Source organism: [Enterobacter] lignolyticus SCF1 (assembly GCF_000164865.1).
GTDB lineage: Bacteria > Pseudomonadota > Gammaproteobacteria > Enterobacterales > Enterobacteriaceae > Enterobacter_B > Enterobacter_B lignolyticus.
On sequence record NC_014618.1, the window covers coordinates 1,792,730 to 1,817,547 of the forward strand.

Genomic DNA, 24,818 nt, shown 5'->3' on the forward strand with positions numbered 1-24,818 from the left:
GCTTCTCTTCATTTCATTCGGCCTGTTGCATCACCTTCAGCAGGGTATCCAGCAGCCCGGGAAAGCGCGCGTCCAGGTCCTCCCGGCGCAGCGAAATCATATTCTCCCGCCCCTGCGGGCGTTGCCAGATAACGCCGCTGTCGCGCAGCACCCGCCAGTGGTGGGTCATGGTCGATTTGGCGATATCGTCCTGGCGCAGGGCGTTGCAGCTCAGCTCGCTGCCGTCGGCAAGCGCTCTGATAATTTCCAGCCGCAGAGGGTTTCCGAGAGCGGAAAGGACATTTTCAAGGCGAATTTGTTCACGTTCGGGGTGATTGGCGATCATACTATTCCTGTGTCGGCGAGTGCTCTGCGTTTGCGGGCAGCAGTCCAAATCGGCGGCTGGCCGCTACTATACCCAAACTGCTTTTCCCGCGCTACGCGCGCCGTCGCGGCTTGATCAATAGTAACGATAGCAAAAATAGTTCGAATATACTCGTACAGTTGTACTATGATAGATGCCGTTACATAAACCACGGCACATTATGGCCGTTAACTGACAGTCAAAACGACTAAGGACGCATCATGCCCCGACCCATCCCTCTCGAACGTTATCGCAACATCGGTATCTCCGCGCATATCGATGCCGGTAAAACCACGACCACTGAGCGCATTCTGTTTTACACCGGAATGAGCCACAAGATGGGCGAAGTACACGATGGCGCTGCAACGACCGACTGGATGGCGCAGGAGCAGGAGCGTGGAATCACCATCACCTCGGCGGCGGTCAGCTGCTTCTGGCCCGGCATGGACCGGAGCTTTGAGCCGCACCGCATCAACATTATCGATACCCCCGGCCACGTGGATTTCACCATTGAGGTGGAGCGATCCATGCGCGTGCTGGACGGCGCGGTGATGGTGTACGACTCCGTGGGCGGCGTGCAGCCGCAATCGGAAACCGTGTGGCGTCAGGCCAACAAGTACCATGTTCCCCGGCTGGCGTTCGTCAATAAAATGGACCGCCCCGGCGCCGATTTTTTCCGCGTCGTGCAGATGATGATTGACCGTCTGAAGGCCAACCCGGTACCGATTGTGATTCCAATCGGCAGCGAGGAGCATTTCGTCGGCGTGGTGGATCTTGCCCGCATGCGCGCTATTTACTGGGACGACGCCACCCAGGGGATGACCTTCAGCTACGCGCCGGTGCCGGACGCGCTGCTCGCCACCGCGCAGCAGTGGCGGGAGAAAATGGTCTCGGCGGCGGCGGAGGCCAGCGACGCGCTGATGGATAAATATCTGGAAACCGGCGACCTGAGCGAGGAGGAAATCGTCGCGGGGCTGCGTAAGCGCACCGTCGGCGGCGAGATCCAGCCGGTCCTGTGCGGCAGCGCGTTTAAGAATAAAGGCGTGCAGCGCATGCTCGATGCGGTGGTTGAGCTGATGCCCTCGCCGCGCGATATTCCGGCCATCGACGGCGTGGACGAGAAAGGGCGGCCCGACGAGCGTCATCCCGGCGATGAAGAGCCGTTTTCGGCGCTGGCGTTCAAGCTGATGACCGATCCCTACGTCGGCCAGCTGACCTTTATCCGCGTCTACTCCGGCGTGCTGAAAAAAGGCGATGCGGTGTATAACCCGGTTAAGGAGAAGAAGGAGCGTATCGGGCGCATCGTGCTGATGCACGCCAACGACAGGCACGACGTGGAGGAGCTGCACGCCGGGGATATCGCCGCCTGCGTTGGCCTGAAGGATGTGACCACCGGCGACACCCTGTGCGATCCGAATGCGGTGATAACGCTTGAACGGATGGAGTTTCCGGAGCCGGTGATTTCGCTCGCCATTGAGCCGAAAACCAAAGCGGATCAGGAGAAAATGGGCATTGCTCTGCAGCGGCTGGCGTCGGAGGACCCGTCGTTCCGCCTGCATACCGATGAGGAGTCCGGGCAGACCATTATTTCCGGGATGGGCGAGCTGCATCTAGAAATCATCGTCGACCGCATGAAGCGCGAGTTTGGCGTGGAGGCCAATATTGGCCGCCCGCAGGTCACCTATCGCGAAACGCTGCGTAAGACCGTCAGGGACATCGAGGGGAAATTCGTCCGTCAGTCCGGCGGTAAAGGGCAGTACGGCCACGTGGTGCTGACCCTTGAGCCGCGGGAGCCTGGCAGCGGCTTTGCGTTTGAGGACGCCACCAAGGGCGGCGTGGTGCCGCGCGAGTACATTCCGTCGGTGGAAAAAGGGCTGCGTGAGGCGATGGGCACCGGCGTGCTGGCTGGCTACCCGGTCGTCGACGTCAAGGCGACGCTGACCTTTGGCTCATACCACGACGTCGACTCGTCGGAAATGGCGTTCCGCATGGCGGCGATTTTCGGCTTCAAGGAGGGGGCGCGCAGGGCCGAACCGGTGATTCTCGAGCCGGTGATGCATGTGGAAGTGGAAACGCCGGAGGCGTATGCCGGCAACATTATGGGCGATCTTTCGTCGCGTCGCGGGATGGTGCAGGGCATGGAGGAGCGCTACGGCAGCCAGATTATTCGCGCTGACGTGCCGCTTGCCGAGATGTTTGGCTACTCCACCACGCTACGTTCCATGTCCCAGGGCCGGGCGACCTACAGCATGGAGTTTCATCACTATGCTGAAGCGCCGCGCACTGTGGCGGAGGCGATCATCGCCAGCCGCGCGAAAGCGTAACGCCTTCTCCGGGCAGCAGGGACGCCGCCCGGACATACTCCTGTCTCAGACAATATCCTGCGCGTACTGCCACAGCGTTTTCAGCAGCGCGAGCTTCGCCTTATCCTCTGCATACTGCTGGCTGAGCAGCTGCAGCTCATCGGCGTAGGCCTGTAAAAACTCGGGGGTGAACACCTCGCGGCGATGCTGCAGCCAGCGCTGCTGCTCGGCGTCGTCAAGGGTGCCCGGGAAGTTGCGCGCCCGGTAGTTGAACAGCAGCTTTTCAATACGCGTATCGGCAAAGGTCAAATCCAGCGCCGGCAGATTGCGCGGTTCGGTTTCCAGCAGGATTTTCATCGCCGCGCGATCCGCATCGCTGAAAAAGCCGTTGTAGAGCTGCGCATCCACGTTCTGCGACGGTACAAACGGCGCCGCGTCGGCGAAAATCGCCACCACTTTGTCGCGGACCTGCGGGTTGTCTCGCAGCAGCTTCAGGTTATCGAGACACTGCTGGCGGTTAATGCCCAGACGGTCGGCATCTTCCGGGCGCAGGGTATTCGCCTGGGCCAGCACCGGGCATTTGTTGAGGTGCACCAGCTTGACCGGTACGGCGGCGAGATCGCCGAGACTGGCCTTCGCGGTATACAGACGATCGCGCAGCTCGTCCGCCGTCAGCTCAAGCAGCGGCGACATGTCGCCCGCCAGATCGACCACAATCACCGCGTTGCGGTTATCCGGATGCCAGGCCAGCGGCGCTATCCAGCTGGTATTCCCGCGCCATGCGCCAAACATACCGGAGACATGCACCAGCGGCTTCATCTGCGGCACGTCAATCAGCGTCGCCAGCTTGTTCTTATTGCGATACGTATAGAGGTAGTCAAACAGCCGCGGCTGGCGCGATTTCACCAGCTGCGCCATGGCGATGGTGGCGTATACGTCGGCCATCGCATCGTGGGCGTTGCTGTGCTCAATGCCGTTGGCGCGGGTCAGGTGCTCAAGGCGAAAGCTCGGCAGCCCGTCCTCATTTTCCGGCCAGTTGATCCCTTCCGGACGCAGGGCGTAGCAGGCGCGCATCACGTCCAGCAGGTCCCAGCGCGAGTTATGGTTCTGCCAGCTCCAGGCGTAAGGATCGTAAAAATTGCGGTAGAAGATATTGCGGGTGACTTCGTCGTCAAAGCGCACGTTGTTGTAGCCGACAACGCAGGTTTTCGGCACCGTGAACAGCGCATGAATGCGACGGGCGAAGGCCGCTTCGTTTTCCCCTTTGGCCAGCGCCTCCTGCGGCGTAATGCCGGTTATCAGCACCGCCTGCGGCTGCGGCAGGTAGTCATCCGCCGGTTTGCAGTAGAACACTTCCGGCTCGCCGATGACGTTGAAATCACCGTCGGTGCGAAGGGCGGCGAACTGGGCGGGGCGGTCCAGCGACGGGCTGGTGCCGAAGGTTTCGTAGTCGTGGAAAAGGAATCCAGGCGGCGATTGCGTCTCTTGCATTGTCTGTCAGTCATCCGTATGCGCGTGAACCCAGCATGGTAAACGATTTGGCGCGCCATCAGAAGGGTAAGGCGGTGATTCCGCTGCCGCCTGCGGCAGGAGTTGTCATACTTTCTTGCAATTTAACGCTGTCAGTAAAGCGTAAGTCCCGTAAAAAGGACGGCGAATTGATGAAAGTTGAGGATATGCTGTTGAAAGGCCGTATGTTTATTGCTGTATCTTTGCTCGCTTCGGGCATTTCCTGCGCATTTGCCGCAGACGCGCTTCCCATCACGGTATCGCCGCCGGCCATTCAGGCTGGGGCATGGGTGCTGATGGATTACACTACCGGCCAAATCTTAACGGCAGGCAACGAACACCAGCAGCGCAATCCCGCCAGCTTAACCAAGCTGATGACCGGCTACGTGGTCGATCGCGCTATCGACAGCCGCAAAATCACGCCGGACGATATGGTGACCGTAGGGCACGACGCCTGGGCGAAAGGGAACCCGGTGTTTGACGGCTCGTCGCTGATGTTCCTCAAACCCGGCGATCGCCTGACGGTGCGCGACCTGAGCCGCGGGCTTATCGTTGACTCCGGCAACGACGCCTGCGTGGCGCTGGCGGATTACGTCGCGGGCGGCCAGCCGCAGTTTGTGCAGCTGATGAACGGCTATGTGCAGAAGCTGGGGCTGAAGGATACCCACTTTGAAACGGTGCACGGTCTTGATGCGCCGGGGCAGCACAGCTCCGCCTACGATCTGGCGGTGCTTTCCCGCGCGATCATCCACGGCGAGCCTGATTTCTACCACATGTACAGCGAAAAGAGCCTGACCTGGAACGGCATCACCCAGCAAAACCGTAATGGCCTGCTGTGGGATAAAACCATGAACGTGGACGGGCTGAAGACCGGCCACACGTCGGGAGCGGGCTTTAACCTGATCGCTTCGGCGGTAGACGGCGAGCGCCGCCTGATCGCGGTGGTCATGGGCGCGGAAAGCGCAAAAGGCCGCGAAGAGCAGGCGCGCAAGCTGCTGCACTGGGGCCAGCAGAACTTCGACACCGTCCAGATCCTGCACAGCGGCAAACAGGTCGGCAGCGAGCGCATCTGGTACGGCGACAAAGAGCAGATCCGCCTCGGCACCGATCAGGATTTCTGGCTGGCGTTGCCGAAAGCCGAAGTGCCGAACATCAAAGCTAAATATGTCCTCGACGCGAAAGAGCTTGATGCTCCCATCGCCGCGCATCAGCGCGTGGGCGAAATCCAGCTGTACGATCGCGATAAGGTGGTCGCCCACTGGCCGCTGGTGACGCTGGAAAGCGTCAATAAAGGCGGCATTTTCTCCCGCTTTAGCGACTGGCTGCACCACAGCGCCTGACGAAACGCCCCTTTTTTTGGGGCGTTTCCCTTTTCCGTTCTGTGAAATACCGCACATACTACATTGACATGGCTTTGCTACATTTCATATGTATATTTATACAGTAATCTTCACATGCGGAGGCTTTATGGAATACAGCATCAGACAGGAACAACAGCGTGTCGTGGCCGGTTTTCACATGGTTGGCCCATGGGAACAGACGGTAAAACAAGGTTTTGAACAGCTAATGATGTGGGTTGACGGCCGGGACATTCCGGCGAAAGAGTGGCTGGCGGTCTATTACGATAACCCCGACGAGGTGCCGGCGGAAAAACTGCGCTGCGACACGGTGGTGACCGTAGAACCCGGTTTTCAGATCCCGGCCAACAGCGAGGGCGTGATGCTGACGCAGGTGTCCGGCGGCGAGTATGCGGTCGCCAGCGCGCGGGTCGTGAATCATGATTTCGCCACCCCATGGTACCAGTTCTTCGGCAGCGTGCTTGCGGATACGGCCTGGGAGATGGCGGCAAAACCGTGCTTTGAGCGCTATCTGAATGACGGTAATCAGGACGGCTACTGGGATATCGAAATGTATATCGCGGTGTCCCGTCGGGCGGGGTAACGCCAATAGCCATTGGTATTTAATGGTTATTTACACTCACGTGATCCGTGTAGCAGAAAAACGGATACAATTGTGCTTTTAGTCCGGCCGGAGAGTGGGTGTGCGCGCCGATAAATCACTCAGTCCTTTTGAAATTCGCTTGTATCGCCACTACCGTGTGGTTCACGGGGTGCGCATTGCGCTGGCGTTCGTTCTGACATTTTTACTGATTCGCCTGCTTGATGTTCCGGAAGGGACGTGGCCCCTGATCACGATTGTCGTGATCATGGGGCCTATTTCGTTCTGGGGCAACGTGGTGCCGCGCGCCTTCGAGCGTATCGGCGGGACGATCCTCGGCTCCGCGCTCGGGCTGGTGGCGCTAAAACTCGAACTGATTTCCCTGCCGCTGATGATCGTCTGGTGCGCCGTGGCGATGTTTCTCTGCGGCTGGCTGGCGCTCGGCAAAAAGCCCTATCAGGCGCTGCTGATCGGCATTACTCTGGCGGTGGTGGTGGGGGCGCCAGCGGGGGATATGCACACCGCGCTGTGGCGCTCCGGCGACGTGATTTTCGGTTCGCTGCTGGCGATGCTGTTTACCGGCATCTGGCCGCAGCGCGCGTTTCTGCACTGGCGCATCCAGATGGCGAGCTACGTCACTGAACTGAACCGCCTGTACCAGGCGGGCTTTTCGCCCAACCTGCTTGAGCGCCCGCGCCTGGAGCGATATATCCAGAAAGCCCTCAATGACGTGGTGAAAATGCGCGGGTTTATCACCCCGGCCAGCAAAGAGACGCACATCCAGAAGGCAATTTTCGAGGGAATTCAAACCGTCAGCCGCAACCTGGTCTGTATGCTGGAGCTGCAAATCAACGCCTACTGGGCGTCGCGCGGCAGCCACTACGTGATGCTCAACGCCCAGACGCTGCGCGATATGCAGCAGATGACCCAGCAGACGCTGCTGACCATCGCCCATGCGCTGTATGAAGGCAACCCGCAGCCGATTCTGGCGAACAATGAAAAGCTCAATGAGATTGTCGCCGAGCTGCGCCAGCTGGTGGGGGAGTATCAGGGAGATAATCTGTCCGAGACGCCGATCCACGGCTACGTATGGCTAAGTATGGAGCTGGCGCGGCAGCTGGAGCTGCTGTCGCATCTGATTTGCCGGGCGTTGCGCAAATAACGCTCATATGGCTGCGGTTTACCGTCTGCTTGTTTCGATTCAGCTGTATTTAGGGTTATGATAAACCCAAAGCAAAAACCATTGTCATCAGCCGCCGCGAACAGTTATGTTTACCCTACGCGATGGCTTTACGAATCCGAATCTCAATCATTAGGGGTGTAAAAATGGAAACAACCAAACCTTCGTTCCAGGACGTACTGGAGTTTGTTCGTCTGTTCCGCCGTAAGAACAAGCTGCAGCGTGAAATTCAGGACGTTGAGAAAAAGATCCGTGACAACCAGAAACGTGTTCTGCTGCTCGACAACCTGAGTGACTACATCAAGCCTGGGATGAGCGTTGAGGCGATCCAGGGCATCATCGTCAGCATGAAGACCGACTATGAAGACCGCGTTGATGACTACATCATCAAAAACGCTGAGCTGTCCAAAGAGCGTCGCGACATCTCCAAAAAGCTGAAAGTGATGGGCGAGCAGAAAACCGCTGAGTAATTACCTGTCCCTTCAGTAAGACGGTGAAAGCCTGGCGCTTTCACCGTTTTTTTTGCCTGCACGCGGGCTTAAACCACCCAGCCCAGCAGCAGCGTGGCGGCGATCACCGTCGAGGCGCCGCCGATGCGCGTGGCGATCTGCGCGAACGGCATCAGCGACATCCGGTTGGACGCCGACAGGATGGCGACATCGCCCGTTCCGCCGAGACCGCTATGGCAGCAGGTGACGATAGCTGCCTCTACCGGGTACATATTGAGCCGTGAAGCAATGAAAAAGCCGCTCAGCGTCATGGCGATCACCACCGACCCGCAGACCACCACATAGCCGACGGAAAATACCGCCACCACGCTCTCCAGCGGTACATACAGCATGCCAAGGCCAATCATCAGCGGCCACACCAGCGCGGCTGATACAAACTTGTAGCAGCTGTGCGCGCCCATCTCCATCGACGACGGGATCACTTTGGCGTATTTACAAAATACCGCCGCGAGGATCATCAGTACCGGACCGGGAATATGCACCAGCTTTTCGAACAGGCCGCCGACGATGAAGAAGGCGCAAATCATCAGTAAACCGGCGCCCATCAGCTGGAAATCGGTCTGCTGCACGCTCTGAGTCTGGGTAAATACGCTGTTGTCTTCGCGGCTGCGAATCAGCATCCCGTTGCCGGAAAGCGACGGACGGCGGCTTCCCATACGCGCCAGCACCCCGGCGCAGATGATGGCGAAAATGTTGCCAACGACGGCGGCAGGCGCCAGCTGGGCGACGTAGACGTCCGGGGTTTGTCCAAGGATAGCGGAGTAGGCCAGAGAGAGCGGTAAAATGCCTTCGCCGATACCGCCGCCGATAATCGGCACAATGATGAAGAAAAAGGTGTGATAAATACTGTAGCCGAACAGGGAGCCCACCAGCAGGCCGCTGAGGATAGCCGCCCCGGTGCCGACGACTAACGGTACAAACATACGTATCATCCCCTGAATAAGGATAGTCCGGTTCATGCCCAGAATACTGCCGACCACCAGGCAGGCAATCACGAAATAGAGCAGATTCGCTTCTTTCATCAGCAGGTGGACGGTCGCCATGGTATGCGCCTGGAACACGTCAAAATAGACCAGTACCGACGGCACCATCAGACAGAGGATCGCCGGGCCGCCAATCTCTCTCAGCACGGGGATCATGCGGCCAATTTTCGCCAGCGCAAAGCCTAAGGTCATGATGACCGCGAGGCCGCCTATCATATTCTTCGGCAGTAAACCTGCCGCGCCGGAGGCGGCAACGATAGCGGCGATGGTAATAAACAGCGCCAGCGGTACGGAACCGACTTCAATATTACCCAAAAGTCTCAGCGGTTGTCCGCCGGGAGCAGATTTCTCAACGGTATGATGTAGTGAATTATTTTCCATTTATGTTACCTGATTATATTAATAAAAACGTAGGGAATAACTAAAAATAAAGCGATATAAAATAAGAACAAAGTTGTCAGAGATGAACCATGCAAAGGCAGCGTGGAAAAACTAACACAGGCGATTATCATTAAAAAGGTCTGTTAATTTTCTTTGTGCCGATTTTGTGACCACTGCGTAATGTTCTATTTAAATAACTTAATTCTTTATTTTGTAATTAAAGTTATTGAAAGGGCGGGTGTCGATATTTGTAAGTAAAGTAGCTGCAGTGAAAGTATTTAAACAGGGATAAATGTGAGTTTAGTCACCACAAGGTTTGTGGGTGATCGTTAAATTAGCCACCGACACAATGCTATATCCCTGTCTTATTATACTGTCAGGAGTTTTCATGCCCTCATTACTATTACAATCTCTGTTTCCTTTAGTCTTTATTATGTTACTTGGATGGTTAAGCGGAAAATTAGGTTACACACGTCGTGAGGATGCCTCGGTCTTAGCCACCGTGGTGATCCGCTTTGCGCTGCCGTTTCATCTGTTTATCGGCGCGTTGAATACTAACCCGGATAAAATCAAAAACTTTTCGTTTATGGCCGTGCTGGTGATAGGGCTGATGGGCTCTTATTTCCTGACGCTGCTTATTTCACGCTACGTGTTCCGCCATGACATTAAAACCAGCGCGGTACAGTCGCTGGTATGCGCCTTCCCGGATATGGCCTACTTTGGCGCGCCGGTGCTGGCGGTGCTGATTGGTCCTGAAGGTTTTCTCGGGGTGCTGATCGGCAACTTAGTCACCAGCGTGTTCATGATTCCGCTGACTATCATCCTGATTCGTATGGGAGATAAGTCAGGAGGCGCCCACGACGATCTGCATCCCGCCAGGCTGGTCATGCAAAATCTGCTGAAAGCCGTCAGAAATCCGATTGTCTGGATCCCCATTTCCGGCGTGCTGTTAAGCCTCGCGGGCGTACAGCTGCCGCATCTGCTGAGCTCGCCTATCGAGATGGTCGGGAAGGTCGCGGGCGGTCTCTCGCTGTTCGCCCTGGGTTTGCTGTTCTACGGCGAGCGCCCGACGCTCAATGTGCAGACCTTTACCAATATCAGCATTAAGAATTTGATTCAGCCAGGGCTGATGGCGGCCGCCGGCCTGGCGTTTGGTTTAAGTCATACCTTAATGCAGCAGGTGATTATTATCGGCGCGACGCCTTCGGCGATTGCCGCAGGTATGTTTGCGTTACGTAGCGATACCTATATTGAAAGCGCTTCGTCCTCCATTTTAATCGGCACTGCGCTTGGCGTGGTGACTGAAGGCTTAATGATTTATTTGGTTTCATAAGAGATCTGTTCAGGAGTATGTATGTTAATTAAGGAAACGCTGTATACACCATACAGTGGCGCTGTATTATTAGAAAACCCGCTGTTAAATAAAGGTCTGGCGTTTACGGAAAGCGAACGTCTGGCGTTTAATCTTAACGGCCTGCTGCCGCATAACGTTGAGACGATTCAGGAACAGACCGACAGGGCGTGGGAGCAATTTTGCCAGTTTAAGCGTGACATCTCGCGGCATATCTATTTGCGGAATATTCAGGATACCAACGAGACGCTGTTCTATAACCTGCTGCGCACGCATATGAAAGACACGTTGCCGATCATCTATACGCCGACGGTCGGCGAGGCCTGCGAGCATTTTTCCGAGATATACCGTCGCGCCAGAGGATTATTTATCTCCTGGCCTAACCGCCATCATATTGATGAAATGCTGCAAAGCTTCTCCCGCCACGATATCCGCGTGATCGTCGTTACCGACGGCGAGCGTATTCTCGGGCTCGGCGACCAGGGCGTGGGCGGAATGGGTATCCCCATCGGCAAGCTGTCGCTGTACACCGCCTGCGGAGGGATCCATCCGGCGTCCACGCTGCCGATTATGCTGGACGTGGGAACCAACAATACGAAGCACCTTGAGGACCCGCTGTACATGGGGTGGCGCCACCCGAGGATCAGCGACGAGCAGTATCTTGAGTTTATGGACATGTTCGTGGAGGCGGTGCAGAGCCGCTGGCCGGACGTTCTGCTGCAGTTTGAAGATTTTGCGCAAAAGAACGCCACTCGCCTGCTGAACCGCTACCGGAATGCGCTGTGCTGCTTTAACGATGACATTCAGGGGACCGCCGCCGTTACCGCCGGAACCCTGCTCGCCGCCGCGAAAACCGCGGGAACGCGCATCCGCGATCAGCGCGTGGTGTTCCTCGGCGGCGGCTCGGCGGGCTGCGGCATTGCCGAGAAAATCATCACCCTGATGGTGGATGACGGCCTGACCGAAAGCGAAGCCCGCAGCCGCGTGTTCATGGTCGACCGCTTTGGTCTGCTGACGGACGAAATGCCGAATCTGCTCGATTTCCAGCAGAACCTGGTGACCGCCCGGGACAACATTCGCCACTGGGACGTAGACGCCGCCAACCTCTCGCTGCTGGACGTGGTGCGTAACGCCCATCCTACGGTCATGATCGGCGTCTCCGGGCAGCCTGGGCTGTTCAGTGAGGCGGTGATTAAAGAGATGCACCGCCACTGCCCGCGGCCGATCGTGATGCCGCTGTCTAACCCCACATCCCGGGCGGAGGCGCAGCCGCAGGATGTGATTGAGTGGACGCAAGGGGCGGCGCTGGTCGCGACGGGAAGCCCGTTTGCGCCGGTCTTTTATCAGGGACAGGAGTACGAAATCGCGCAGTGCAATAACGCCTATGTGTTCCCGGGGCTCGGGCTTGGCGTACTGGCGGGAAGGGCTTCCCGGGTGACGGAGAACATGCTGATGGCGGCCAGCAAAACGCTTGCCGCGCACTCGCCGCTGGCCACCACCGAAAAAGGCGGGCTGCTGCCCCCGGTTGATGCGATTGAACCGCTCTCCCGGGCAATCGCCTTTGAGGTGGCCCGCACCGCCCAGCAGGACGGCGTTGCACCGGTGATGAGCAAGGAAGAGCTGCTCATCAGCATCGAGAAAACGTACTGGAAAGCCAGCTACACCGCGTATAAGCGGGCGCCGCTGTAATATTCAGGCGATAAAAAAACCGCTTCCATGATAGAAGTAATGCTTGTCAGTTAAGCACTGCAGGTTGTTCCGTTCACCTGATGACCTGCAGACGCTGAGACTTCACATCCTGTGAACGGGACAAGGGGGCCACCACGGCCCCCTTGTCAATCCCCGTGGCCCCGCGGCGAAATCGGTGCTTCGCACTACGCTCACCTCCCGACCGTCTGCCTGCGGTCGGCTCCATTCGACATCCTGTCTCATGTCGCCTCTGGCCGCCTTCCCTGGCGTCCAGACCTTGTCATCCGGTCTCCGGTTCGCCGATTTCAGCGGGGACTCAACACCCGTGCCCCATGCAGGCGGAGAAGAAGCCGGAGGGAACGGGAGCCGGGATTGTAAAGGGCGTGGCGGTGAACGCCCTTTACACGTTCACCGCAGTGAAACCGACAGGAAGCAGAGGAGGTTCAGTGAACAGAACGATTCCACTGCGTTTTCATACGGGCTTTTAAAGTAAAATAATGAATAAAAATTCATTATTTTGCTTAACTGATCGGCATTATTCCATGATGGAAGCGGTTTTTTGTTTTGGCGGATAACGCTGCCCGGCGATTCGTTCGCCGGGCGAAAGGAATTAGCCGTGCTGGCTGCAGCCCGCGCAGGAAGAGGCAAGGATCTGCTGGAAGAAGTCATTACCTTTATCGTCCACCAGAATGAACGCCGGGAAGTCTTCGACCTCGATTTTCCAGACAGCCTCCATCCCAAGCTCCGGCCATGCCACGCACTCAAGGCTTTTGATGCTCTCCTGGGCCAGCACCGCCGCCGGGCCGCCGATGCTGCCGAGGTAAAAGCCGCCGTGCTTGTGGCAGGCATCCGTCACCTGCTGGCTGCGATTGCCTTTCGCCAGCATCACCATGCTGGCGCCGTGCGATTGCAGCAGGTCGACATAGGAATCCATACGTCCCGCGGTGGTCGGGCCAAGCGAACCGGACGCATATCCTTCCGGCGTTTTGGCCGGGCCGGCGTAGTAGATCGGGTGGTCCTTAACGTACTGCGGCAGCGGCTCGCCGTTATCCAGCAGCGCCTTGAGCTTCGCATGGGCAATATCGCGCGCCACGATAATGGTGCCGTTGAGGCTCAGCCGGGTGGAAACCGGGAAGGCTGACAGCTGGGACAGGATCGCGCTCATCGGCTGGTTCAGGTCAATCCGGACCGCATCGCCTTCGCCCTGCTGGCGCAGCGCTTCGGGAATGTACTGGCCGGGATTGCTTTCCAGTTTTTCAATCCAGATGCCATCGCGATTAATTTTCGCCTTGATGTTGCGGTCGGCGGAGCAGGAGACGCCCATACCGATCGGGCAGGAGGCGCCGTGGCGCGGCAGGCGGATGACGCGGATATCGTGGGCGAAGTATTTCCCGCCAAACTGCGCGCCGAGGCCGAGATTCTGCGCTTCCTGCAGCAATTCCTGCTCCAGCTTAACGTCGCGGAACGCCTGGCCGTGGGCGTTGCCTTCCGTCGGCAGGCCGTCATAGTAGCGGGTTGAGGCGAGCTTGACGGTTTTCAGGGTCGCCTCCGCCGAGGTGCCGCCAATCACGAAAGCGATATGGTACGGCGGGCAGGCCGCAGTCCCGAGCGTGCGCATTTTCTCCAGCAGATAGTTTTTCAGCTTCGCCGGGGTGATAAGCGCTTTGGTTTCCTGATACAGGTAGGTTTTGTTGGCGGAACCGCCGCCTTTGGCGATGCACAGAAACGTGTACTCGTCGCCGTCGAGGCTGTAGAGGTCGATCTGCGCCGGCAGGTTAGTGCCGGTGTTGACCTCGTTATACATATCCAGCGGCGCGTTCTGCGAGTAGCGCAGGTTATCCTCGGTGTAGGTGTTGTAGACGCCGCGGGCGAGCGCGGCCTCATCGCCCCCGCCGGTCCATACGCGCTGGCCTTTTTTCCCCATAATGATGGCGGTGCCGGTGTCCTGGCAGGTCGGCAGCACGCCTTTGGCGGCGATGTCCGAGTTACGCAGAAACTGCAGGGCGACGTATTTGTCGTTTTCGCTGGCCTGCGGGTCGCGCAGGATAGCGGCAACCTGCTGCTGGTGGGAGGCGCGCAGCATAAACGCCGCGTCGTGGAACGCCTGCTGCGCCAGCAGGGTCAGCGCGTCGGGGGCCACTTTAAGGACTTCCTGGCCGTCAAACTCGGCGACGGAGACGTGGTCACGGCTGAGTAGATAATATTCGGTTTCGTCTTTTGCCAGCGGGAAGGGGGGTTGATAGGTAAAGGGTTTGGTCGACATCGTTCACTTTCTCCATAAAGATAAAACCGCCGGAAGCGAGCTTCCGGCGGTGATGAATCAGAACATCATGGACATCCAGGGATAACCAATCAGCAGCAGGGCGGCGAGGAATATCGCGCCGAAGATGCTGCCGAGGCGCCAGTAGTCCTTGGTCGGCAAATAGCCGCTGCCGTAGTAGATAGGACTTGGGCCGGTGCCGTATGGCGTGATGATCCCCATCACCCCCAGCGAGGTCACCATCAGCAGAACAAAAACGTTCATGTTCATACCCGGGATGGTGGCGGCAATCGTCAGCATGGCGGGCAGGAGCGCGGTGGTGTGCGCGGTGGTGCTGGCAAACAGATAGTGCAGCAGGTAAAACGCCAGCAGTAGCACGATGGTGGCGACGCCTGGCGAAATACCGTGCATCAGCGCGCCGCCTTCCTTGCCAAGCCAGGCGATAAAGCCTGTTGTGGAAAGGCCGTCGGCGAGGGCCACGAGGGTGGCGAACCAGACGAAGGTGTTCCACGCGGCCTTGTTGCCGGTGATATCAGTCCAGGACAGTACGCCCGTCCACAGCATCAGGACGATGATCAGCAGCGCGGCCATGGCCGGCTCAATCCAGTCGGCGGCGAAGATCCACATCATCAGCGCGCAGCAGACGAAGACCAGCAGCAGGATTTCGTTACGCGACAGTTTGCCCAGTTTTTCCAGCTCGCGGGTCGCCCACAGCGGAACCTCGTTGTTGACCTTCACCTCCGGTGGGTAGAACCAGTAGGCGAGCAGCGGCATGGTCAGGATCAGCAGGATGCCCAGCGGCAGGAAGGCGAGGAACCAGGTGCCCCAGGAGATGGTGATGCCGACGGTGCTTTTCACCAGCGCCAGCGCCAGCAGGTTCGGCGCCAGCGCCGAGAGGAACATGGAGCTGGTGATACAGGCGGCGGTGATCGCCACCCACATCAGATAGGAGCCGATGCGGCGCGCGCTCGGATCGTTCGGTTTTGAACCATACAGCGGCGGCAGGTTGGCGATGATCGGGTAGATGGTCCCGCCGCTGCGCGCGGTGTTGGAAGGAGTAAACGGCGCCAGTAGCAGGTCGGCGAAGGCGATGGCATAGCCGAGCGTCAGGCTGCGGCGGCCGAGATATTTCACCAGGATCAGCGCCAGACGGCGGCCGAACTGGGTTTTATCGTAGCCTGCGGCAAACATAAAGGCGCCGAAAATCAGCCACACCGTAGAGTTGCCAAAGCCGCTCACCGCCCACTTGAAGGACTGTCCGGCAAGCTTAAATTTCGGGTCGGCCAGCTGCTCAGGGCTGAACAGCAGCCACTGGCTGCACAGGGCGATGGCCACCACGCCGGTTATCCCGATAACGGCGCCGGGCAGCGGTTCGAAGATCAAACCGACGATGACGCCGACAAAGATGGCGAAATAGTGCCAGGCATAAGGAGGAAGCCCCTCCGGCACCGGCACAAACAGCAGCAGCACGGCGACGATAATGGGCAGCGCCATCATCAGCAGGCGGCGTGTATCCACCGCTTTGGCGCCTGCTGCGCCAGCAGGCAGTGGGGGTGTTTTTTTCTCTGTCATAGTGAGTATCTGCAAGTAGTTAAAAATACGGTTGCGCCTGGAATAATCGTTTGCTTTTTTTAGTTTCAAAACTTTCTTTAGTTATTAATATCCAGTTTTGATTATTCTTACGGCGATAATTTAACGCGATGAGGAATGCGCTAAATAGAATTTGCTGGTTATTTATATATTGCGTATTCGTCGCAGGTGACTATTGATTGAGATCAACAAAAACGACCAAATAAACCTTTTGTTATTATTTTAAGTAACCCTAAAGGATGAGGCGATTTTATGCTCAGAAACGCGTTAAATGTTAACGTCTATCTCTGCTGGCTGGCGTTTGATCTTGTTTTATTTATTTGATTTTTATGTGTTTTGTTGAGTTTAAAACAATTAACAAGTGTATGCTAATTGTTATGATATTTATCGATTTTGTAAATTTAATATTTAAATCAACTAATACCAATGGCGGGTGGGCGCTATTGCGGTGGTTAAATAGTTTATTAACTAACGTAATTGGTTTGGTAACTAAAAAAAGCGTTATATTGTTGGTATGACTTTACAGGAATAAATAACCATAAATAAAAGACATTCCGTCACCTTATTCTGAAATTTTTAATATTTGAAATCTGGAGTGTTATTATGACCAGTAGCGAACGCATTTTTCGTCCGTTTACTTTGCCGAATGGAACTGAGCTTAAAAACCGCCTGCTCATGGCGCCGATGACGACCTGTACCGGATATTATGACGGTACCGTCACCCAGGAGCTGGTCGAGTATTACCGGGTTCGCGCGGGCAGCATTGGGGCCGTCATTGTGGAGTGCTGTTTTATCGACGACCATGGCCTGGCATTCCCTGGCGCGATAGGTATCGACAACGATGACAAAATCGCCGGGCTGGCGAAGATAGCGGAGGCCATCAAAGGTGAAGGCTCCAGAGCTATCCTGCAAATTTATCACGGCGGCCGGATGGTGGACCCGCAGCTTATCGGCGGGCGTACGCCGGTTGCGCCAAGCGCCCTGGCGGCGCCGCGTGACGGCGCCACCACCCCGCGAGCGCTGAGCGCTGACGAAGTGCAGGGAATGGTGAATAAATTCGGCGACGGCGTACGTCGCGCGATCCTGGCCGGTTTTGACGGCGTAGAAATTCACGGCGCCAATACCTACCTTATCCAGCAGTTCTACTCGCCGAACTCCAACCAGCGCGACGACGAATGGGGCGGCAGCCGCGACAAGCGTGTGACGTTCCCGCTGGCGGTGCTGGAGATCACCCATAAAATGGCCCGTCAGTACGCCGATGACGCGTTTATCATCGGCTATCGTTTTTCGCCGGAGGAGCTGGAGGTTCCTGGCATCCGCTTTGAGGACACTCTGTACCTGTTGGAGAAGCTTGCCGCGCGCGGTCTGGACTACCTGCACTTTTCGCTGGGAGCATCGCTGCGCCCGTCAATCGTCGAGACGACCGATCCCACGCCGCTGATTGAAAAATACTGCGCCATGCGCAGCACAACGCTGGCGCAGGTGCCGGTGATGGGCGTGGGCGGGGTAGTGAATGCCGGGGATGTCGAGCAGGGGCTGGACCACGGGTACGATCTGATGGCGGTCGGCCGGGCCTGTATCGCTTACCCGGACTGGACGGCGCGCATCGCCAGCGGCGAGCGTCTGGAGCTCTTTATCGACAGCACCTGCCGCGAAGCCCTGCATATTCCTGAGCCGCTGTGGCGCTTCTCGCTGGTGGAGGCGATGATCCGCGACATGAGCATGGGCGACGCCCGCTTCAAACCGGGAATGTTCGTCGAAACCGTCCAGGATGACGCCAGCGAGCTGGTCATTAACGTAAGACTGGAAAACGATCGCATCGCCGACATTGCGCTTGCGGCAAGCCCGGTGGACAGCGTCGAGTTTACTACCAGCTTTGAAGAGATCCGTGAGCGCATCTTAACCGCCAACACGCCGCACGTTGACGCCATCTCCGGCGCCACCAGCCAGAGCGAAGCGGTGAAAAAAGCCGTCGCCAAAGCCATGCTGAAATCCAGCAAGGCGCTGGCGGCGGAAGAGGGCGGCGACGCGGCGACCGCGAAAGCGTATGACGTGGTGGTGGTCGGCAGCGGCGGCGCAGGCCTGGCGGCGGCGATTCAGGCACACGATGAGGGCGCCCGGGTGCTGGTGGTGGAAAAAATGCCGACCCTCGGCGGTAACACCATCAAAGCGTCCGCCGGGATGAACGCCGCGGAAACCCGCTTCCAGCGGGTGAAGGGGATTCAGGACAGCAAAGAGCTGTTTTATCAGGAAAGCCTGAAAGGCGGGAAAAACAGGAATGACCCGCAGCTGCTGCGCCGTTTTGTCGATAATGCGCCGCAGGCCATCGAATGGCTGGCTGACCGCGGCATCATGCTTAATGACATCACCACCACCGGCGGGATGAGCATCGATCGTACCCATCGTCCGCGCGACGGGTCGGCAGTCGGCGGTTACCTGATAAGCGGCCTGGTGCGTAATCTCACCCGACGCGGCATTGAGGTGATGCTCGATACCGCCGTCGATGAGATCCTGATGGAAAACGATGAAGTCAGCGGCGTGCGCCTGTTGACCGAAGAGAACGAAACCGTCGTAGTGCAGACCCGTAGCGTCGTGGTGGCGACCGGCGGCTTCAGCGCCAACAGCGCGATGGTGGTGAAATACCGTCCCGATCTCGACGGCTTTGTCACCACCAACCACAAAGGGGCGACCGGGGGCGGAATAGCGCTACTGGAGCGCATCGGCGCCGGAACGGTGGATATGGGCGAAATCCAGATCCACCCGACGGTGGAGCAGAAAACCTCCTATCTGGTGTCGGAGTCGATCCGCGGCGGCGGGGCTATTCTCGTCAACCAGCAGGGCAACCGCTTCTTTAACGAGCTGGAGACCCGCGATAAGGTCTCCGCGTCGATCATCGCGCTGCCGGAGCATTACGCTTACATCGTCTTTGATGAACACGTGCGGGCGAAAAACAAAGCCGCGGACGAGTACATCGCCAAAGGGCTGGTGACCAGCGCCAGCTCGCCGCGCGCGCTGGCGGAGAAGCTGGGGATGGATTATCACGCGTTTCTCGCCACGCTTGAGCGCTACAACGGCTTTGTGGAGCGCCAGCACGATGAAGACTTTGGCCGCACCACCGCGCTGCGCGCGCCGATCAACGAAGGCCCGTTCCACGCCATCCGTATCGCGCCTGGCGTGCACCACACCATGGGCGGCGTGACTATCAATACCGACGCGGCGGTGCTGAATACCGACCAGCAGCCGATCCCTGGCGCCTATGCGGCGGGTGAGGTCGCCGGCGGTATCCACGGCGGCAACCGCATCGGCGGTAACGCGGTGGCGGACATCATTATCTTCGGTACACTGGCAGGCCAGCAGGCGGCAAAACGCGCCAGAGGCTAACGCCGCGCATCGGCCCCGGCAATTTTTCGCCGGGGCCGTCACACAGGAGACCGCATGATGTCTGATGAACGCTGCCTGTATCGCTATTCCACCGTCCTGATGGGCTCGCCGATCCTGCTTAAACTCCCCCGCCATGATGAGGCGCTGGCCTCCCGGGTTTTTCAACTGATTAAGCGCTATGAGGATCTGCTGACCGTTAACCGGGCGTCATCGCAGGTGATGGATATCAACCGCGCCGCCGGACGGCATCCGGTCGCCGTCAGCCGCCCTGTGTACCAGCTTATCAAATGCGCGAAGGCTGCGAGCCTGGCGCAGGACAGCGCGTTCAATCTGGCGATCGGCCCGCTGGTGAAGCTGTGGCGCATCGGCTTTCAGGGCAGCCGCGTGCCGTCCGGGGCGGAGATAGCCGCCCGGCTGGCGCTGACGCGCCCGCAGGACGTGGCGCTCGACGATGCGGCCGCCAGCGTGTTTTTAACGCAGCCGGGTATGGAGATCGACCTTGGCGCTATCGCCAAGGGCTACATCGCCGACAGGGTGCGCGATTATCTGCGCCAGCAGGGGACAGACGAGGCGTTGATTAACCTCGGCGGCAACGTGCACACGCTGGGCCGCTGGTCGGTTGGGCTCAAAAAACCGTTCGCCGCTGACGACGCGCTGGTGGGCGTGATGGCGGTCGACGGACAGTCGGTGGTGACCTCCGGCGTGTATGAGCGCTATTTTGAGCAGGACGGCAGGCGCTGGCACCATATTCTCGACCCGCGCAGCGGATATCCGCTGGACAATGCGCTGCAAAGCGTGACGGTCATCTCAGCGGACTCGCTGGACGGCGATATCTGGACCACGTTGCTGTACGGCCTGGGGGTAGAAAAAGGCTGCGCCATACTGCGCCAGCGTGAGGATATCGAAGCGATTTTCGTGACCAAAAACCGCGACGTTATCCTCTCTTCACAGCGCCGGTTTCGCTTTTCGCTCCTCGACGCCGATTACCGGCTTACTGACTGTACTGCTTGAGCAGGTTGTACTGCTCGGCGACCAGCCGGTAGCGATAGACCGGCCGGCCGGTGGCGCCGTAGTGAATGCTGGTATACAGAATGTTGATCTGCGCAAGCCAGATCAAATACTTGCGGCAGGAGACGCGGGAGATGTTCACCGCCGTCGCCAGTTCATCGGTCGAAAACTCCGACCCGGGATGATTGTCAATCCACTGGCAGATGGTGCGTAAGGTCTGCGCCGTCAGTCCTTTCGGCAGGCGGCGGTCGTCGGCAACCTCCGGGCTGGCACCGTGCAGCAGACGGTCCACTTCCGACTGCTCATAATACGGCTGAGCGGTCATCAGCTTATGTTTCTCACGCCAGGCGTTAAGCGCCTCTTCAAACCGCGGAAACTGAAACGGTTTAATCAGATAATCCACCACGCCGTAGTGCATCGACGTCTGCACCGTTGCCGCGTCGGCCGCCGAGGTTATCATGATGACGTCGATTGGCCGCCCGCTGGCGCGGATCGTCGGCAGCAGATCCAGCCCGCTGTCCTGCTGCATATAAACATCCAGCAGCACCAGGTTAATCTCAAGCAGCGGGTTGTTAACCATTTCCCTGGCCTGATGCAGGGTAGAGGCCGTACCGCAGCAGCGAAAGCCAGGCACTCTGGCGACGTACATGCGGTTAAGCTCGGCTACCATGGCATCATCATCAACAATCAGTACATTTATCACGCCGTCGTCCTTTTACTATCCCAGGGAAGATGAACAAAAAATTGGGTATACACGCCAGGCTCGGATTCAACGCTGATGCTGCCGCCCAGCGCGCTCAGCTGCTGGCGCGCCAGGAACAGCCCAACGCCGCGGTTATCGCCCTTCGTTGAGAAGCCTTTAGCAAAGATGGCGTCGATATTGACCTGCGCGATACCCGGCCCGTCGTCGCTGACTTCGCCGCTCAGCCAGCCGTTATGGTAGTGCAGCAGTACGCTGACCTCACCCTCCGGCTGCCCGCGCATGGCGTCCAGCGCGTTTTCTATTAAGTTGCCCAGCGCGGTGACCAGCACGGTGACCTGCTTCTCACTGGGGTTGTCCGGCACCCGGCTCTCTTCCGCCAGCGTCAGGGTAAAGCCCAGCTCCTGAGCGCGGTGAATCTTGCCTAACAAAAAGCCTGCCACTACCGGCGATTTGATCTGCTGCTGAATTGCGCCGATATCCGTCTGGTAGTTCTGCGCGGTTTGCAGCACATACTCTTCCAGTTTGTCATAGCTTTTCATATTCAGCAGGCCGAGGATCACGTGCAGTTTGTTCATGAACTCGTGCGAAGTGGTGCGCAGCGCATCGACGTAGTTCACCATACCGTCCAGCCGCTGCAGCAGCTGGCTGACCTCGGTTTTATCACGGAACGTGCTGATCGCCCCGACGATGACGCCCTGCCAGTGAATCGGCACGGTGTTGCTGATAAGCAGTAGCCCGTTACAGCTGATCTCGCGATCGTAGATGGGTTCATCGCGCTGCAGGACCTCTTTGAGCTCGGCCAGCAGCGGACCATCGTCCGTCTCATCGCTGTCGGACGATTGCAGCATTTTTTTCGCCGCCGGATTAATCAGCGTGACCTGGCCGTTCTGGTCCACGGCGATCACGCCCTCTTTTAACGAGTGCAGCATGGCCTGGCGCTGTTTGAGCTTTGCCGAGATTTCGTGCGGCTCCAGCCCCAGCAGCGCGCGCTTAAGTACCCGCACCAGGCTCCAGGTGCCTGCGGCGCACACCAGAGCGCTGAACAAAATGGTGAGCAGCACATCGATGCGGCTGCGGGCGAGCTCATCGTTGACTTTGGTCAGCGCAATGCCGATAGCGACCACGCCGATTTGCTGGCGCTTATCGTTAAACACCGGGGTGTAGACGCGCAGCGCATATCCGAGCATGCCGTGGTTAATGGCGACGTTTTCTTTGCCTTTTAGCGTCGGGTTGATGTCATCGCCGATGTAGTGCAGGCCGATAAGCTGGCTGTTGGGATGGGAATAGCGGTTGCCGTTGATATCGGTCACCACCACAAACAGCAGGTGGTTGCGTTTGGCGACGGCCAGCGCCAGCGGCTGAATGATGTTGCTGTCCGGCGGCAGGGTCAGGCCGCGCTTAATTTCAGGGTTATCCGCGAGGGTTCGTGCCACCGCCAGCGCCATGTCTTTAACGCCATCGCGGGTGGCGTTGCTGATTTGCGAGAACCACAGGGTAAACATCAGCAGCAGTACAGTGCCGATCACACTGCAGATCATAAGCGTCACCGTGGTGCTGAGTTTCATTGGGCGCTTACGAGCGGGCGATAAAACGTTCATGACGATCCCGGAGTGTAACGGCGGAAGCGCTGATTATCGCAGATGAGGGGCGTTTCATAAAGCCACGTAATGACAGGAAAACTAACCATTCAGGCGATGAAGCGTGACCTTACTCGCAGGAGGCGACGCTGGATAACCTTATAGTATGTAAGGAAGCACATAAATGGAGGTTTGTATGAGCAGTAAAGCTACCGGTTCAATGATGGAACGACGTAATACCTGTACGGAGAATATCGACAAACTCTCCACTGAAGATATGCTGGCGACGATCCTGCAAGACGACAGGGCGATCGCCGATGCCATTGCCGTCTGCCTGCCGGACATCACCCGCTTAGTCGACAACGCGATCGCCACCCTTAGCCGGGGCGGACGTCTGGTTATCGTCGGCGCCGGCGCCTCCGGGCGCGCGGCGATGCAGGCCGCATGCGAATATGCCCCGGAAGCGCACCACGCGGTGATTGGCCTGATTGCCGGCGGCGCCGACGCGCTGCTACAGGCGCGCGAGGCGGCGGCCAGCGACTATGAGCGCGGTATCAACGACCTGCAAACTCTCGATTTCAACAGCAACGACATGCTGCTGGGGCTTTCCGTCAGCGGAAAAACCCCGTGGGTATGGGGCGCGCTGCGTTACGCCGGGTCGCTTGGCGCGACGGTGGCGACGATTACGCAAAACGCCGCCAGCGAGGTGGCGCAGCTCGCGGATATCGTCATCGCGCCGCAGACCGGGCCGGAAGTGGTGGTCGGGTTCGCCAACCCGAAAGCGCGGCTGGCGCAGCGGCAGATCCTCAATATGCTCTCCACCGCCTTAGCCGTGCGCACCGGCCGCGTCTACAGCAACCTGCGGGTCGATATTAACGCGGCGGATACCCACTGGGCGGAGCGGCAAATTGCCATCGTGATGGAGGCCGCGCAGTGCCCGCGCGCCGAGGCGAAGCGGGCGCTGGAAAGCTGCAACCACAGCTGCCGTACCGCCATCCTGATGCTGCTGACCGGGCTGGACGCCTGGCACGCGCGGGATCTGCTGGCTGACAATAACGAACATCTGCGGATGGCGCTGCAGGAGGCGAAAGGCCGGACGGCGATGACGACGCACTGAACCGGGCGCACTGAAGGAAGAAAGCCCGCGAAAAGGCAGGCCGGGCGAAGAAGCCCGGTCTGATGGATCAGTTCGATAAAGCGAAATCAATAGCCCGGCGGACGGTGACAACCTGGGCTCTTATACAGTCTTCCGGGGTGGTTTCAGCGCTATCGGGATAAACTTCAGTGGTTGTCGTAAACGGCGCGCCGGTCATCGTCGAGCATAAATGCCAGGCGTTATTGTCATACTCAACAATGCCGGGGCTCACGACGGGAAAACCCAGCATGGTGCCGTCCTCTTCCGCAGGGGCAATATGCGTCACGTGCGCAACGGCGGCTATGATGGCGCTCTGGAAGTCCAGCCTTGAATTCTGCTCGTCGCTGACCAGGTAGAAGCCGTCAGGGACACGCGTCGGCTCAGGCTGCAGCCCGTCTCTGGCCGCGAGGGCCGGGCTAAATTCACTTTCGTCCGTATCCGTCGTTTCATGCAAATCGACGTGAACCGCAAACTGGCCTTTCAGCGGCGCGGTGAACTTCATCAGCGCCCGGGACTCTTCCGCCTTGCCTTGCGCGAAAAATTGCCGGTTAGGATCAACCGCATCGTAGTTCCACCGGGCGATGCGTTCATATGCCCACGGGCTGACGCAGGGGGCGACAAGTAAATTTAATTTACCCTCGTACTCACTGCGGCATTCCGTTAAAAAACTCAGCGCGCCCATAACGCCGCTGGTTTCATAACCGTGAACGCCGCCGGTAATGAGCGCGACGGGCAGATTATCGTCCCAGTTTTTTGATTTCGCGGCCATCAGCGGATAGCGATCGTCACCGTAGCGCAGCTCGCCATATTGAACGATCTCATAGCGGTGTTTTAGCTGTTCGAGTACGTCGAGGACATCGTTCTTATAGCTCCGCGAACGCGTCTGACTCTGTTGCCACAGCTGCTTCTCTCGTTCAGTCCAGGGCTGCCCCGGCGTACCGATCGGGTAAAACTGTTTATTTGTCATATTTTACTCAG

General features: G+C 58.2%; 18 protein-coding genes. 10 read left to right on the top strand and 8 right to left on the bottom strand.

The window, feature by feature from the left end; genetic code table 11:
• Positions 1 to 13: 13 nt before the first annotated feature.
• Complete coding sequence (locus tag ENTCL_RS08355) at positions 14 to 325, bottom strand: ArsR/SmtB family transcription factor (RefSeq protein ID WP_013365682.1); 312 nt, start codon at positions 323 to 325, stop codon at positions 14 to 16.
• Between the two features lie 239 nt (positions 326 to 564).
• Here ENTCL_RS08355 and fusA point away from each other — a divergent pair, with 239 nt between their 5' ends.
• Positions 565 to 2,667, top strand: coding sequence for an elongation factor G (gene fusA / locus ENTCL_RS08360; protein ID WP_013365683.1), 2,103 nt, complete (start codon positions 565 to 567; stop codon positions 2,665 to 2,667).
• 45 nt (positions 2,668 to 2,712) lie between these two features.
• Here the strand turns inward: fusA and sbcB are convergent, their stop codons facing one another.
• Positions 2,713 to 4,137 (bottom strand): exodeoxyribonuclease I, encoded by a 1,425-nt coding sequence (gene sbcB / locus ENTCL_RS08365; RefSeq protein WP_013365684.1) that lies wholly within the window; start codon positions 4,135 to 4,137, stop codon positions 2,713 to 2,715.
• 185 nt (positions 4,138 to 4,322) lie between these two features.
• On the opposite strand from sbcB, the gene dacD reads away from it, so the two are divergent.
• The 4 genes from dacD to ENTCL_RS08385 all read left to right on the top strand — a co-directional run bounded on the left by dacD (position 4,323) and on the right by ENTCL_RS08385 (position 7,743).
• Positions 4,323 to 5,495: a serine-type D-Ala-D-Ala carboxypeptidase DacD gene (dacD, locus tag ENTCL_RS08370; RefSeq protein WP_203415274.1), complete on the top strand. Its 1,173-nt coding sequence runs from the start codon at positions 4,323 to 4,325 to the stop codon at positions 5,493 to 5,495.
• Between the two features lie 127 nt (positions 5,496 to 5,622).
• Positions 5,623 to 6,096, top strand: coding sequence for a DNA gyrase inhibitor SbmC (gene sbmC, locus ENTCL_RS08375; RefSeq protein ID WP_013365686.1), 474 nt, complete (start codon positions 5,623 to 5,625; stop codon positions 6,094 to 6,096).
• A 100-nt stretch (positions 6,097 to 6,196) separates the two neighbouring features.
• On the top strand, positions 6,197 to 7,255 hold the full coding sequence (locus ENTCL_RS08380; RefSeq protein ID WP_013365687.1) for an FUSC family protein: 1,059 nt from the start codon (positions 6,197 to 6,199) through the stop codon (positions 7,253 to 7,255).
• Positions 7,256 to 7,419: 164 nt separating this feature from the next.
• Positions 7,420 to 7,743: a DUF496 family protein gene (locus tag ENTCL_RS08385; protein ID WP_013365688.1), complete on the top strand. Its 324-nt coding sequence runs from the start codon at positions 7,420 to 7,422 to the stop codon at positions 7,741 to 7,743.
• A gap of 68 nt (positions 7,744 to 7,811) precedes the next feature.
• Here ENTCL_RS08385 and ENTCL_RS08390 read toward each other — a convergent pair whose 3' ends face one another.
• Positions 7,812 to 9,146, bottom strand: coding sequence for a 2-hydroxycarboxylate transporter family protein (locus ENTCL_RS08390; RefSeq protein WP_013365689.1), 1,335 nt, complete (start codon positions 9,144 to 9,146; stop codon positions 7,812 to 7,814).
• 388 nt (positions 9,147 to 9,534) lie between these two features.
• On the opposite strand from ENTCL_RS08390, the gene ENTCL_RS08395 reads away from it, so the two are divergent.
• Both ENTCL_RS08395 and ENTCL_RS08400 read left to right on the top strand, forming a co-directional pair.
• Positions 9,535 to 10,479, top strand: a complete 945-nt coding sequence (locus ENTCL_RS08395; RefSeq protein WP_013365690.1) for an AEC family transporter — start codon at positions 9,535 to 9,537, stop codon at positions 10,477 to 10,479.
• A gap of 21 nt (positions 10,480 to 10,500) precedes the next feature.
• Positions 10,501 to 12,186 (top strand): NAD-dependent malic enzyme, encoded by a 1,686-nt coding sequence (locus ENTCL_RS08400; RefSeq protein WP_013365691.1) that lies wholly within the window; start codon positions 10,501 to 10,503, stop codon positions 12,184 to 12,186.
• Positions 12,187 to 12,796: 610 nt separating this feature from the next.
• On the opposite strand, the gene fumA is transcribed toward ENTCL_RS08400, so the two are convergent.
• Positions 12,797 to 14,449, bottom strand: coding sequence for a class I fumarate hydratase FumA (gene fumA / locus ENTCL_RS08405; protein WP_013365692.1), 1,653 nt, complete (start codon positions 14,447 to 14,449; stop codon positions 12,797 to 12,799).
• A gap of 57 nt (positions 14,450 to 14,506) precedes the next feature.
• Positions 14,507 to 16,018 (bottom strand): anion permease, encoded by a 1,512-nt coding sequence (locus ENTCL_RS08410; protein WP_071841387.1) that lies wholly within the window; start codon positions 16,016 to 16,018, stop codon positions 14,507 to 14,509.
• Positions 16,019 to 16,639: 621 nt separating this feature from the next.
• Here ENTCL_RS08410 and ENTCL_RS08415 point away from each other — a divergent pair.
• Complete coding sequence (locus tag ENTCL_RS08415; RefSeq protein WP_013365694.1) at positions 16,640 to 19,417, top strand: flavocytochrome c; 2,778 nt, start codon at positions 16,640 to 16,642, stop codon at positions 19,415 to 19,417.
• Between the two features lie 57 nt (positions 19,418 to 19,474).
• Positions 19,475 to 20,428 carry an FAD:protein FMN transferase gene (locus ENTCL_RS08420; protein ID WP_013365695.1) on the top strand — a complete coding sequence of 318 codons (954 nt, stop codon included), beginning with the start codon at positions 19,475 to 19,477 and terminating at the stop codon, positions 20,426 to 20,428.
• On the opposite strand, the gene dcuR is transcribed toward ENTCL_RS08420, so the two are convergent.
• The gene (gene dcuR, locus ENTCL_RS08425; RefSeq protein WP_013365696.1) at positions 20,409 to 21,128 is read right to left on the bottom strand and encodes a two-component system response regulator DcuR; all 720 of its coding nucleotides are present in this window, start codon (positions 21,126 to 21,128) and stop codon (positions 20,409 to 20,411) included. The genes ENTCL_RS08420 and dcuR overlap by 20 nt on opposite strands.
• Positions 21,125 to 22,726, bottom strand: a complete 1,602-nt coding sequence (locus tag ENTCL_RS08430) for a sensor histidine kinase (RefSeq protein ID WP_013365697.1) — start codon at positions 22,724 to 22,726, stop codon at positions 21,125 to 21,127. Before ENTCL_RS08430 ends, dcuR begins: the two co-directional genes overlap by 4 nt.
• A gap of 175 nt (positions 22,727 to 22,901) precedes the next feature.
• Here ENTCL_RS08430 and ENTCL_RS08435 point away from each other — a divergent pair, with 175 nt between their 5' ends.
• Positions 22,902 to 23,822, top strand: a complete 921-nt coding sequence (locus tag ENTCL_RS08435) for an N-acetylmuramic acid 6-phosphate etherase (protein ID WP_044611924.1) — start codon at positions 22,902 to 22,904, stop codon at positions 23,820 to 23,822.
• A 67-nt stretch (positions 23,823 to 23,889) separates the two neighbouring features.
• On the opposite strand, the gene ENTCL_RS08440 is transcribed toward ENTCL_RS08435, so the two are convergent.
• Entirely contained in the window at positions 23,890 to 24,807 is a 918-nt protein-coding gene (locus tag ENTCL_RS08440) for a M14 family metallopeptidase (RefSeq protein ID WP_013365699.1), read from the bottom strand.
• Between the last annotated feature and the right edge of the window lie 11 nt (positions 24,808 to 24,818).